Origin of the sequence: Curtobacterium sp. NPDC089185 (genome assembly GCF_040685235.1) — a bacterium.
GTDB classification, from domain to species: Bacteria; Actinomycetota; Actinomycetes; order Actinomycetales; family Microbacteriaceae; genus Curtobacterium; species Curtobacterium citri.
Map to the genome: position 1 here is coordinate 188,821 of NZ_JBFBHK010000002.1, position 12,489 is coordinate 201,309.

A 12,489-nucleotide genomic window follows, 5' to 3' on the forward strand; every position below is an offset into this window, starting at 1 on the left:
GGACGGGAGGCGCGGTGCGGCGCCGCCACGCGCCTCCCGTCCGCCACGCGCCTCTTGTCGACACGCGCCTGCTGTCGACGCGCGCTTCCTGTCGACCGGTCGGCGACCGCTGCTGCGACACCCGTCGTTCACCGGGCGGTCACCGCACGGACGCCCGGGTCCTGAACAGTCGTGCAGGTCTCCCCCCGAACCCGAGAAGGACTCTGCATGCGCACACCCGCCCTGCGGGTCGGCGCCGGCATCGCGACGGGCCTCGCCCTCGCCGCCGGCGTCCTGACCGCCAGCCCCGCCCTCGCTGCCGTCGGCGACGACGACCCCGCCGTCGGCGCCCGCGTCACGAGCGGCCCCGCGACCGGCCTCGCGATCAACGAGGTCGAGTCGAACGGCGACGACAACGACTGGGTCGAGCTCGTCAACACCTCGTCGGCGCCGATCGACCTGAGCGGCTGGCGCTTCCTCGACTCCGACTCGACGCACACGGCGTACACGCTGCCGGCCGGCTCGACCATCGCCGCGGGCGGGTACCTCGTCGTCGACGAGGAGACCACGACCCGGACGGGCTTCGGCTTCGGGCTCGGCGGTTCCGACGCCGTGCGGCTCTACGACACGAGCGGCACGCTGACCCTCCGGTACGCGTGGACCTCGCACGCGGTCGTCACGTACGGCAGCTGCCCGGACGGCTCCGGCACGCTCGTCGACACCACCGCGTCGACGAAGGGCGCCCCGAACGACTGCTCCTCGCCCGTGCGGATCAACGAGGTCGAGTCGCAGGACGGCACCCCGGGGGACTGGGTCGAGCTGACGAACGTGGGGACGACCACGGTCGACCTCGGCGGGTACGTGCTGCGGGACAGCGAGGACGACCACGCCTGGACGATCCCGGCCGGCACCACGGTCGCAGCGGGCGGCTTCACCGTGCTCGACGAGGCGCAGTTCGGCTTCGGGCTCGGCAAGGCCGACAGCGTGCGGCTCTCCGACCCCCGCGGGGTCCGGGTCGACGCGTACTCCTGGACCGCCCACGCGGCGACGACGTACGGGCGCAACCCCGACGGCACGGGCGAGTTCGCCGAGACGGCCGAGCCGACCAAGGGTGCGGCGAACCGCTTCGCCGGCGTCGTGACCGCCGAGGCGTGGCCGGGCGGACCGGACGAGACGGTGCTCGACGCCGAGGGCACCTTCACCGGTGACCTCAGCGGACTCGACTGGACGACCTCGTCGACCTCGCGCGACGGGCAGCTCTGGGCGGTGCAGAACGGCGACGGCCTGCTGTACCACCTCGCGCCGGACGGCGAGGGCGGCTGGGCGCCGACGAACGCCGCCGGCACCGACCTGCGCTACGCGGACGGCACCGGGACCCCCGACGCCGAGGGCGTCACCGTGACCGCGGACGACCCCGGTGCCGTCTACGTGTCGACCGAGCGCGACAACGACGTGTCGAAGGTGAGCCGCCCCGCGGTCCTGCGCTTCGCCACCACCGCCGGGGCGGAGTCCACGCTGCGGGCGACCGACGAGTGGAACCTCGCCGCGGACTTCCCCGGGCTCGGTGCCAACGCCGGACTCGAGGGTGTCACCTGGGTGCCGGACGCCTGGCTGACCGAGCGCGGCTTCGTCGACCAGCACACCGGTGCGGCCTACGCCCCGGCGTCCTACCCCGGGCACGGTGACGGACTCTTCTTCGTCGGTGTCGAGGGCACCGCGAGCGTGTACGCCTACGCCCTGATGGACGACGGGTCGTTCCAGCGCGTCGCGACGATCAGCACCCCGTTCTCGCTGGTGGCCGAGGTGCAGTTCGACCCGACGCTCGACGCCCTCTGGGTGGTCTGCGACGAGGCGTGCTCCGGTCGCACGGCGCTCTTCGACGTGCAGGACGGCGCCTTCGCCCTCGCGTCGCTGTACGAGGCGCCGGCGAACGCCGACCGGACGCTCGCGAACGAGGGCTTCGCGATCTCGGGCCGCTGCGTCGACGGTGCGCGGGCGACCTTCTACGCCGACGACAACGACACGAACGGCGCCTCGCTCCGCACCGGGACCCACCCGTGCGACGCGACGACCGAGCCGGGTGACGGCGACGGCGGCACGCCCGCTCCGGGCGACGGCGGCACGCCCGCCCCGGGTGACGGCAGCACGCCCGCCCCGACGCCCGGGACCGGTGGGACCGCACCGACCCCGACCCCGTCCGTGCCCGGCACCCCGGTCGCCCCGGTCGCCCCGGTCGCTCCGACCGAGGCCCTGACCGACGCGAACCGCGGGTCGGTCTCGGCACCGGACACCGTGCGCGCGGGGTCCTCGGTGACGATCACCGTCGGCACGCGGTACGCCGGGCAGCCGGTGGCCGTCTGGCTGTTCTCGGACGCCCGACTGCTCGGCACCCCGACGGTCGCGGCGGACGGTACGGTCACGGTCCTCGTCCCCGCCGACGTGTCGGCCGGTGCCCACCGCCTGGTGGTGGCCGCGCTCGACGGCACCGTGCTCGGGTGGACCGAGGTCACGGTCGACCCCGCGACCGGCGAGCTCGCGTTCACGGGTGCCGACCTGGCGGGAGGCATCGCCGCGGCGCTCCTGCTCGTGACGGCCGGTGCCGGTGTCCTCGTGGTGCGTCGGCACCGTGCGGGAGCCGCGCGCGCCTGACGCCGAGCGTCCCACGACGCCCCCGCTGCCCTCCCGGCAGCGGGGGCGTCGTGCGTGCGCTGCCCGTTCCTTCCCACAACGGGCGCGATGGGGAGCGGTTCCGGGCGTACCTGGTCGTTCCGTCACGGCAGGTACGCCCGTTCCGGCCAGGGAGGCCTCCGCCCACGCCACCCGACCAGGTGGGCGCCCGCCGGCACGAGGCGCGCGCTCCCGAGCTCGGCACCGTTGCGGAGCCGTGACCGAAAGCTCTTGACACGAATAAGTCCACACGCTGTACTAATCCTGCGCGCGGGTGACGGAGCCCGCGGACATCCCGTGCAAAGGAGCACCGATGAAACGCCGCACCCGAATCATCGCCGGTCTCGCAGCCGTGGCAGTCGCCGCGGTCGGACTGGCGGGTTGTTCCAGCTCGGGGTCCGCCTCGAGCAACACGATCAAGATCGCGTACCAGAAGTTCGGTGCCTTCCAGCAGCTCGATGCGCAGATGAAGGAGGTCAAGACCGCGTACGAGAAGGCGAACCCGGGCAAGACCGTCACCCTCGTCCCGATCCAGGCGCAGGGCAACGACTACTACACGAAGCTCGCGCTCATGAACAAGGCGCCCGCGACGGCCCCCGACGTCATGTACGAGGACACCTTCCTCATCAAGTCCGACGCCGAGGCCGGCTACCTTCTGCCCCTCGACAAGTACACGGACAAGTGGGACGAGTGGGACCAGTTCTACGACAACGCGAAGCAGGCCGGCCAGGGCGACGACGGCAAGATCTACGGCGTCTCGATGGGTACCGACACCCGGGCCCTCTGGTACAACAAGGACCTCTTCGAGAAGGCCGGTCTCCCCGTGCCGTGGCAGCCGAAGACCTGGGACGACGTCCTGTCCGCCGCCAAGACGCTCAAGGAGAAGGACCCGAACGTCATCCCGTTCAACATCTACTCCGGCAAGGCGCAGGGCGAGGCCTCGACCATGCAGGGCTTCGAGATGCTCCTGTACGGCGCGGACGGCGACGGCAACACCCTCTACAAGGACAAGAAGTGGGTCGTCGGCTCGAAGCAGTTCGAGGACTCCCTCAAGTTCGTGAAGGACGTCTACCAGGGCGGCCTCGGCCCGACACCGCAGCAGGCGCTCGACACGAACGTCGGCACGACGATCGCGCAGACGTGGCTCCCAGAGGGCAAGCTCGCCATCGACCTCGACGGCTCGTGGCAGTCCGGCACGTGGCTCGAGTCCGGCACCGCTCCGTGGAAGGAGTGGAACGACGTCATGGGTCAGGCAGCGTTCCCGACGCAGAACGGCCAGGCGCCGGGCTACAACTCGATGTCCGGCGGCTGGACGCTCGCGGTCGGCTCGAAGTCGAAGAACCCGCAGGCGGCGTTCGACTTCATCACGACCTTCCTCGACAAGGACGGCTCGCTGAAGTACGACACCGAGAACAGCCAGATCGCCGTCCGCAAGGACGTCGCCGAGGACACCGCGTACACGGACGCCAACCCGACGTTCAAGTTCTTCTCCGGTCTGGTGGAGCACACGAACTTCCGCCCGGCGACGAGTGACTACGCGCAGGTCTCGAACGCGATCCAGGTCGCGATGGAGTCCGTCATGACCGGGCAGCAGACGCCCGCCGAGGCCGCGAAGGACTACGACCAGGCGGTCGAACAGGTCGTCGGCAAGGACAACACCGTCGACGCCGGCTAGCGGCGCGACCACCTGACGGACTGGAGGCGCGGGGCGGTCCCGCACCGCGCCTCCCGTCCGTCCCTCCCCACCTTCGGAACCCCTCCGCACCCGGAAGGCATCCAGCGTGTCCACAACACCCCTCGCGCCGACACTGTCGGCGCCCGGTGCGCCGAAGCGCACCGAGCCACCCGTGCCGCGCAAGCGGCGACCACTGCGGAACGCGACGCGGGTCGTCCCGCTCCTGCCCGCGGTCGTCCTCCTCGTCGTCTTCCTGCTCGGCCCCGTCATCTCGTCGTTCTACGGGTCGTTCACCGACTCGGCCCTGACCGGCGTCGGCGCCGCTGACCAGCAGTTCGTCGGCTTCCGCAACTACGTCGAGCTCTTCCAGGACAAGGACTTCCCGAAGTCCGTCGTCCTGACGATCGTGTTCCTCCTCGCCTCGGCGGTGGTGGGGCAGAACGTGCTCGGCCTCGGGCTCGCGCTCCTCATGCGCAGCGCGAACCGGGTCGTCCGCGCGATCGTCGGCACCTTCGTCGTCGCCGCCTGGGTGCTGCCGGAGATCGTCGCCTCGTTCGCCGCCTACGCGTTCTTCAACGACACCGGCACGCTCAACACCTTCCTGGCGTCCATCGGGATCACCGGGGCGAACTGGCTCTACACGTACCCGATGCTCGCCGTGATCCTGGCGAACATCTGGCGCGGGACTGCCTTCTCGATGCTCGTCTACTCGGCCGCCGTGTCCGAGGTCCCCGAGGAGATCACCGAGTCCGCCGAGGTCGACGGCGCCACCGGGTGGCAGCGGCTCGTCTACATCACGCTGCCGGTCATCCGCCGCTCGATCTCGACGAACCTCATGCTCACGACGCTGCAGACGCTGTCGGTCTTCACCCTCATCTTCGTGATGACGGGCGGCGGCCCCGGCACGAACTCGTCGACCCTGCCGATCCTGGCGTACCAGGAGGCGTTCAAGTTCTCACAGCTCGGCTTCGGGACCGCGATCGCGACGATCCTGCTGATCGTCGGCGCGGTGTTCTCGATCATCTACATCCGCGCGCTCAAGCCCGAGGTGGACTGACCATGGCCCTCACCGCCGACCGTCCCGTCGCGAACGTCACCCGCTCGGTGACCGCGCCCGGCGCACTGCACATGACGTCCCCGCGCGGACGGACCATGCGCTGGGTGTCGAACGTCGTCCTGCTCGTCATCGCCGTCTGCTTCGCGGTGCCCCTGCTCTGGCTCGTGCTGGCGTCGGTGGACACCCAGGCGTCGCTGTCGGTGAAGCTGCCGACGCAGTTCACGCTCGACAACTTCACGCAGGTGCTCACCCCGGAGCTGTCGTTCATCCCGCTCGCGAACAGCCTGCTGCTCTCCGGCGGCACCGCGGTCGTCACCGTGGTGTTCGCGCTGCTCGCCGCGTACCCGCTGTCCCGCTACAAGATGCGCGTCAACAAGCCGTTCCTGTACAGCATCCTGTTCGGCACCGGGCTGCCGATCACGGCGATGATGGTGCCCGTCTACGCGCTGTTCGTGTCGCTCAACCTGATCGACAACGTGTGGGGCTGCATCTTCTTCCTCGCCGCGACGAGCCTGCCGATGGCGATCTGGATGGCGAAGAACTTCATGGACTCGGTGCCGATCTCCCTCGAGGAGGCGGCGTGGACCGACGGCGCCTCGATGTTCACCACGCTCACGCGGATCGTCGTGCCGCTCATGCGCCCCGGCATCGCGGTCGTGTTCATCTTCGTGTTCATCCAGGCCTGGGGGAACTTCTTCGTCCCGTTCGTCCTGCTGCTCTCGCCCGACAAGGTGCCCGCCGCGGTGAGCATCTTCAACTTCTTCGGGCAGAACGGCGCGGTCGCCTACGGGCAGCTCGCCGCCTTCTCGATCGTCTACTCCGTGCCCGTGATCGCCCTCTACGTGCTCGTGTCCCGCGGCCTCGGGGGCGGCAACGCCCTCGCCGGCGGCATCAAGGGCTGACCCCACCGCTCGACGGGAGACGGTGCCGCGGTACCGCGCTGCCCGCCGACCCCTGCTGGAAAGGAACCACTCCATGCACCACGACGAACCGCTCGTCGAGGCCCGGATCGCCCGCCTCGTCCGCGACCGCATCGACCCCGCCGTGCACCGCCGCTCGGCCCCGGTCACCATCGACGCCTGGGAGGTGCCGGACGAGCCCGTCCCGTTCGCCGAGGCCGTCACCGCCGACTACACGCCGTTCACGGTCGGCAGCGCATGGGGCGGCCGGCCGTGGGGCACCACCTGGTTCCGGGTCCGCGGCACGGTGCCCGACGGCTTCGGCACCGACCCCGGCACCACCGTCGAGCTCCGCGTCGACCTCGGCTTCTCGAAGCGGCAGCCCGGCTTCCAGGCCGAGGGCCTCGCCTGGCGCACCGACGGCTCGACGATCAAGGGCATCGAGCCGCGCAACGACACCGTGCCCGTCGAGGTCGGCCCCGGCGGCTCCTTCGAGCTGTACGTCGAGGCCGCCGCGAACCCGGACATCGGTGGCGACGACTTCCAGGGCGCGACACCGCTCGGGTCCCGGTCGACCGCCGGGACGGAGCCGATCTACCGGCTGCGCGCCCTCGAGCTCGTCGAGCGCGACGACTCCGTGTGGGAGCTCCAGCAGGACGTCTGGGTGCTCCGCGGCCTGATGGCCGAGCTGCCGACCGACGGCACCCGCGGGGCCGACCTGCTCCGCGTGCTCGAGCGCGCCGCCGACGCCCTCGACCCCGACGACGTCCCGGGCACCGCCGCGGACGCCCGCGCCGTGCTCGCCCCCGCCCTCGCGGTGCCCGCCAGCGCCGCCGCGCACCGCGCCGTCGCCGTCGGACACGCGCACATCGACTCCGCCTGGCTCTGGCCGGTCCGCGAGACGATCCGCAAGTGCGCCCGGACGTTCTCGAACGTGCTCGACCTGATGGACCAGGACCCCGACTTCACCTTCGCGTGCTCGTCCGCGCAGCAGTACGCCTGGATCCGCGACGGCTACCCGTCGATCTGGGCCCGCATCAAGCAGCGCGTCGCCGAGGGTCGCTGGATCCCCGTCGGCGGCATGTGGGTCGAGTCGGACACCAACCTGCCCGGTGGTGAGGCCCTCGCGCGCCAGTTCGTCGCCGGGAAGCGCCTGTTCCTCGAGGAGTTCGGCGTCGACACCCCCGAGGCCTGGCTGCCCGACTCGTTCGGCTACACCGGCGCGCTGCCGCAGATCGTCCGCGCCGCCGGCTCGAAGTGGTTCGTCACGCAGAAGCCCTCGTGGAACGAGACGAACGTCATCCCGCACACGTCCTTCCACTGGGAGGGCATCGACGGCTCCCGCGTCCTGACGCACCTGCCGCCGGCCGACACCTACAACTCGGACGTCTCCGCCGCCGACCTGCTCCGCGGCGAACGCGGCAACAAGGAGCGCGGCGTCGCGAACACGTCGATGCTGCTGTACGGGTTCGGCGACGGCGGCGGTGGACCCACCCGCGAGATGGTCGCGGCGGCCCGACGCCAGCACGACCTCGACGGCTCGCCGCGGGTCGACCTCGGCACCCCCGCGCAGGTGTTCGAGGAGCTCGAGCGCGTCCTGCCCGAGCCCGCGGTGTGGTCGGGGGAGATGTACCTCGAGTTCCACCGCGGCACCTACACGTCGCAGATCCGCACGAAGCAGGGCAACCGGCGCTCCGAGCACCTGCTCCGCGAGGCCGAGCTCTGGGCGGCGACCGCGGCCGTGCGGATCGGCGCCGAGTACCCGTACGACGAGCTCGAGGCCGTCTGGCACACCGTGCTGCTCCAGCAGTTCCACGACATCCTGCCGGGGTCGTCGATCGCCTGGGTCTACGAGAACGCCGAGGCCGAGTACGCCCGGGTCGCCGAGGTCCTCGAGGGACTGATCGGGTCGTCGACGACCGCGCTCGCGAGCGGTGGGGCGCCGGCGCTCGCCGGGGTCGGGGCGTCGGCGACCGCGTTCGCCGGCGGAGCCGGCAGCGGGCTCGACGCGCCGCAGGATGCGAGTGCCGTCGGGACCGGGGGCAGCGCCGAGGTCGGTACCGTGGTGCGCTTCAACGCCTCGCCCGTCACGGCGGGCGGGGTGACCGCCCTGGGTGGTTCCGCGGCGTCGGCGGAGGAGGCCGTGCCTCCCGTCCGGAACGGCGACCGCTTCGTCTTCGACACCGGCGTCGTCACGGCGAGCATCGACGCGGACGGCCACGTCGTGTCGCTCGTCGACCACGCCTCCGGTCGCGACGCCGTCGCACCGGGCGCCGTGGCCGCGCAGTACACGGTGTTCCGGGACACCCCGAACCAGTGGGAGGCGTGGGACATCGACCGCGCCTACCAGCGGAACGGGACCGTCCTGGCGGCGGCCTCCGTCGAGGTGCTCGGCGATGCGCTCGTCGTGACGCGCCCCTTCGGCTCGTCGTCGGTGACCACCCGGTACTCGGCGACCGCGGGGCAGCCCGAGCTGCACATCGAGACCGAGGTCGAGTGGCACGAGCGGCAGAAGCTCCTCAAGCTCGCCTTCCCGCTCGACGTGCGGGCGTCGGTGGCCTCGAGCGAGATCCAGTTCGGGCACATCGACCGGCCGACGCACCAGAACACCTCGTGGGACATGGCGCGGTTCGAGACCGCAGCGCACCGGTGGGTGCACGTCGCGGAGCCGGGGTTCGGCGTCGCGGTCGCGAACGACTCCACGTACGGGCACGACATCACGCGCTCGACGCGTGCGGACGGCGGGACGACGACGCTCGTGCGTGAATCGCTGCTGCGCGCGCCGACGTTCCCGGACCCGCACGCCGACCAGGGGCACCACGTGTTCCGGACGGTGCTGCGCGTCGGCGCCTCGGTGCTCGACGCCGCGGACTCCGGGTACCGGCTCAACCTGCCGGTGCGCTCGGTGCCGGGTTCGGCCGAGGTGTCGCCGCTGGTCGTCGTGTCCTCGCCGCAGGTGCTCGTCGAGGCCGTCAAGCTCGCCGAGGACCGCTCGGGCGACGTCGTCGTGCGGCTGTACGAGGCGTCGGGCGGTCGGGCGACGGACGTCGGGGTGTCGTTCGGGTTCGACGTCGCCGCGGTCGACGCGGTGGACCTGCTCGAGCGGCCGGTCGGCGACGGGACGTGGGCTGCCGGGGAGCCGGTCGTGCTCACGCTGCGTCCGTTCGAGATCGTCACGCTGCGGGTGCGGCGGGGCTGAGGCGGCGGCGCCGGGCCCGTGGCAGCGGGTCCGGTGCCGCCGGCCCGGAGGGGCTGCGGCGCCGGGGGAGCACGGGTGCGTTCCCTCGGCGCCGCGTTGCGGGGCGGGCGGCGGTCTGCGCCGCTCGTGGAATGCCCGCGGTGTCGTGCCCGGTCGTTCCTGATCGCTCCTGATCGCCCGCGGTGTCGTGCCCGGTCGTTCCGGGCGTACCTGATGGGAACGGGCGTACGTGGTCGAACAGGACGACCAGGTACGCCCGTTCTCACTTCCCATCGCGGCCGTCATGGGAAGGAACGGGCGTCCTGCACAGGGCGAGCGGACGGGAGGCTCGTCCACAGTCCGCCCCGCCGGCCCCGGTCCCGCGGTGGAGACCGGGCACGCTCCCGGCATGGAACGACCACTCCCCATCCTCCGTGCGGGTCCGGCCCGCGAGGTCGGCTGCGATCCGACCACGTTGCGTCGCCGCGTCCGGTCCAGCGGATCCGATCGGCTCGTCCGCGTCGGCCCGAACGCCTTCGTCGAGGGCGTCCGGTGGGACGGCGCGGGCCCTCGGCAGCGGTACGTCACACGCGTGTACGCACGGCTCGGACGGCTCGGGACCCCCGCCGTCGCCTCGCACGTGTCGGCCGCCGCGGTCCACGGACTCCCGGCGTTGTCCGGGTGGAACGCCCCGGTGCACGCCACCGTGCCGGAGTCGATGTACCGCGGCCGGACACCGACCCTGGTCTTGCACACGCGTCCGGTGCCGCCGGACGAACGGGTCGAGGCGGACGGCGTCGCGGTGACGTCCGTGCCGCGGACGGTGGTCGACATCGCGATGTCCGACGACCTCCGGACCGCGGTGGTCGTCGCCGATGCGGCCCTCCGCAGCGGCATCGGCACCGGGTGCCTCCGGGCAGCGGTCCACCCCCGGTCTCGCGGGCGCCGACGCGCCGACCAGGTCATCGACCTCGCCGACGGCAGGTCCGGATCCGCAGCGGAGTCGTTCGCCCGCGTCGTCTTCCTCGAGCTCGGTCTGCCGGAGCCGGTGCTGCAGCAGGGGTTCGTGGTCGACGGCCGTCGGTACGCCGTCGACTTCTGGTTCCCCGACCAGGGCGTCGTCGTCGAGATCGACGGTCGTGCGAAGTACACGCAGGAGCGGTACCTCGCGGGCAGGAGCCCGACCGAGGTGTTCCTCGACGAGAAGCGTCGGCACGAGGGGCTGCTGACGGTCCCCGGGGTCCGGGCGGTCGTCCGGCTCGAATGGCGGGACCTGTTCGACCCGGACGCCCTGGTCCGCCGTTTCCGGGCCGCCGGCCTGCCGTGTCCGGTGCGACCGATCAGGAGCGCCCGACCGGCTGCCTGACCGGGAGCGGGCCCAGGGGCCTCGGCTTAGCGTCGCGCCCATGGCAGTCACCGAGATCTGGCTCGTCCGCCACGGGGAGTCCACCGCCAACGTCGCCGCCGCCCGTGCGGACGCCGCGGGCGCGGACGTCATCGAGGTCGACCACCGCGATGCCGACGTCCCGCTCAGTCCCCTCGGTGAGGAGCAGTCGCGGGCGCTCGGGCAGGAGCTCGCCGACCGCGGCGTCGACGACGTCCCGGTCGCGCTGTGGGTGTCGCCCTACCGTCGTGCGCAGCAGACGATCGGCATCGCACTCGAGGCCGGCGGCCTGACCGAGCCGCCGAGGCGCACCGACGAACGGCTGCGCGACCGGGAACTCGGTGTCCTCGACCTGCTCACCCGACAGGGCGTGCGCAACCGCTACCCGGACGAGGAGCGCCGCCGACAGTGGCTCGGCAAGTACTACCACCGGCCCGCGGGCGGGGAGTCGTGGGCGGACGTCATGCTCCGGCTCCGCACGGTGATGACCGACGTCGACCGGCTCGAGGGGACCGAGCGGCTCCTCGTCGCCGCACACGACGCGGTCGTCATGCTCGCGATGGCCGTGTGCCTCGACCTCGACGAGCACGCGCTCATGGCCTTCGCCGAGGACCACACCGTCGCGAACGCCTCGCTCACCCGGCTCCACCGCGACGGCCCCGGTGCGCCCTGGACGCTCGAGGAGTTCTCCGCCGTCGGGCACCTCGACGACGACGAAGTGACCGAGCACAGCGGCCGGAAGGACGACGCCCGTGTCGAGTGAGCCGGAGGCCCCGCAGCACATCACGCCGAACGTCCTGCGCGAGTGGCCGCTGCCCGAGCCCGGTGCCGGCAAGTACGGTCGCGGGCAGGTGCTCGTCATCGGTGGTGCTTCGTACACGCCCGGCGCAGCCATGCTGTCCGCGCTCGCCGCACTCCGGGTCGGTGCCGGTCGGCTCACCCTCGCGGTCGGCGCGAGCGTCGCGCACCACGTGGCCGTCGCCGTGCCGGAGTCGGGGGTGCTCCCGCTCGCCGAGGACGCGGACGGGCACGTCGCCGTCGGTGCGCTCGCCGCGGTGGCCGACACCGCCGGGTCCTCCGACGCCGTGCTCGTCGGCCCCGGGCTCGACGAGCCCGACGGCGCCCGCGACCTCGTCGCCGGCATCGCCGATGCGGTCGGTCCGGAGGCGTTCGTCGTCCTCGACGCCTTCGCGCTCGGCGTGGCCGCGGACGTCGAGGACCGCCTCGCGCCCCTGCACGGTCGGCTCGTGCTGACGCCGAACAGCGGCGAGGCGGAGCGCCTCCTCGGGCGGGACTGCGGGGACGACGACGTCGCCGACGCCCGCGAGATCGCCGAGCGGTACGGCGCCGTCGTGGCGCTGTCCGACGTCATCGCCGCGCCGGACGGTCGTGCCTGGGTGAAGGGCACCGGTTCGGGCGGCCTGGGGACGAGCGGCAGCGGCGACGTGCTGTCCGGCGTGGTGGTCGGGCTGCTCGCCCGTGGAGCCGAACCCGCGCAGGCCGTCGCCTGGGCGTCCTACGTGCACGCGGCCGCGGGGGACCGCCTGGCCGTGCAGGTCGGGCCGCTCGGCTACCTGGCCAGTGAGCTCCTCGCCGAGATCCCGCGCGTCCTGGTCGAGCTCGGCGCCTGAGGCGGGGTGGACCCACCCC

8 protein-coding genes are annotated in these 12,489 nt (G+C 72.4%); all 8 read left to right on the forward strand.

Annotated elements, in window-relative coordinates:
• The first annotated feature begins 207 nt into the window (after positions 1-207).
• The 8 genes from AB0N84_RS02810 to AB0N84_RS02845 all read left to right on the forward strand — a co-directional run bounded on the left by AB0N84_RS02810 (position 208) and on the right by AB0N84_RS02845 (position 12,470).
• Positions 208-2,628 carry a lamin tail domain-containing protein gene (locus AB0N84_RS02810; RefSeq protein ID WP_363543611.1) on the forward strand — a complete coding sequence of 807 codons (2,421 nt, stop codon included), beginning with the start codon at positions 208-210 and terminating at the stop codon, positions 2,626-2,628.
• A gap of 331 nt (positions 2,629-2,959) precedes the next feature.
• Positions 2,960-4,321, forward strand: coding sequence for an extracellular solute-binding protein (locus tag AB0N84_RS02815; RefSeq protein ID WP_363543613.1), 1,362 nt, complete (start codon positions 2,960-2,962; stop codon positions 4,319-4,321).
• 172 nt (positions 4,322-4,493) lie between these two features.
• Entirely contained in the window at positions 4,494-5,378 is an 885-nt protein-coding gene (locus AB0N84_RS02820; RefSeq protein ID WP_259346023.1) for a sugar ABC transporter permease, read from the forward strand.
• A gap of 71 nt (positions 5,379-5,449) precedes the next feature.
• Entirely contained in the window at positions 5,450-6,280 is an 831-nt protein-coding gene (locus AB0N84_RS02825; RefSeq protein WP_189319611.1) for a carbohydrate ABC transporter permease, read from the forward strand.
• Positions 6,281-6,353: 73 nt separating this feature from the next.
• Positions 6,354-9,476, forward strand: coding sequence for a glycoside hydrolase family 38 C-terminal domain-containing protein (locus tag AB0N84_RS02830; protein ID WP_363543615.1), 3,123 nt, complete (start codon positions 6,354-6,356; stop codon positions 9,474-9,476).
• 388 nt (positions 9,477-9,864) lie between these two features.
• Complete coding sequence (locus AB0N84_RS02835; protein WP_363543617.1) at positions 9,865-10,821, forward strand: hypothetical protein; 957 nt, start codon at positions 9,865-9,867, stop codon at positions 10,819-10,821.
• 40 nt (positions 10,822-10,861) lie between these two features.
• Positions 10,862-11,602, forward strand: coding sequence for a histidine phosphatase family protein (locus tag AB0N84_RS02840; RefSeq protein ID WP_069713259.1), 741 nt, complete (start codon positions 10,862-10,864; stop codon positions 11,600-11,602).
• Positions 11,592-12,470, forward strand: coding sequence for an NAD(P)H-hydrate dehydratase (locus tag AB0N84_RS02845; protein ID WP_363543620.1), 879 nt, complete (start codon positions 11,592-11,594; stop codon positions 12,468-12,470). Before AB0N84_RS02840 ends, AB0N84_RS02845 begins: the two co-directional genes overlap by 11 nt.
• The last annotated feature ends 19 nt before the right edge of the window (positions 12,471-12,489 follow it).

What these genes read in the sequence shown, in the direction of transcription:
- AB0N84_RS02810 (WP_363543611.1), top strand. Translation starts at nt 208, where the DNA reads ATGCGCACACCCGCCCTGCGGGTCGGCGCCGGCATCGCGACGGGCCTC.
- AB0N84_RS02815 (WP_363543613.1), top strand. Translation starts at nt 2,960, where the DNA reads ATGAAACGCCGCACCCGAATCATCGCCGGTCTCGCAGCCGTGGCAGTC.
- AB0N84_RS02825 (WP_189319611.1), top strand. Translation starts at nt 5,450, where the DNA reads ATGACGTCCCCGCGCGGACGGACCATGCGCTGGGTGTCGAACGTCGTC.
- AB0N84_RS02830 (WP_363543615.1), top strand. Translation starts at nt 6,354, where the DNA reads ATGCACCACGACGAACCGCTCGTCGAGGCCCGGATCGCCCGCCTCGTC.
- AB0N84_RS02835 (WP_363543617.1), top strand. Translation starts at nt 9,865, where the DNA reads ATGGAACGACCACTCCCCATCCTCCGTGCGGGTCCGGCCCGCGAGGTC.
- AB0N84_RS02840 (WP_069713259.1), top strand. Translation starts at nt 10,862, where the DNA reads ATGGCAGTCACCGAGATCTGGCTCGTCCGCCACGGGGAGTCCACCGCC.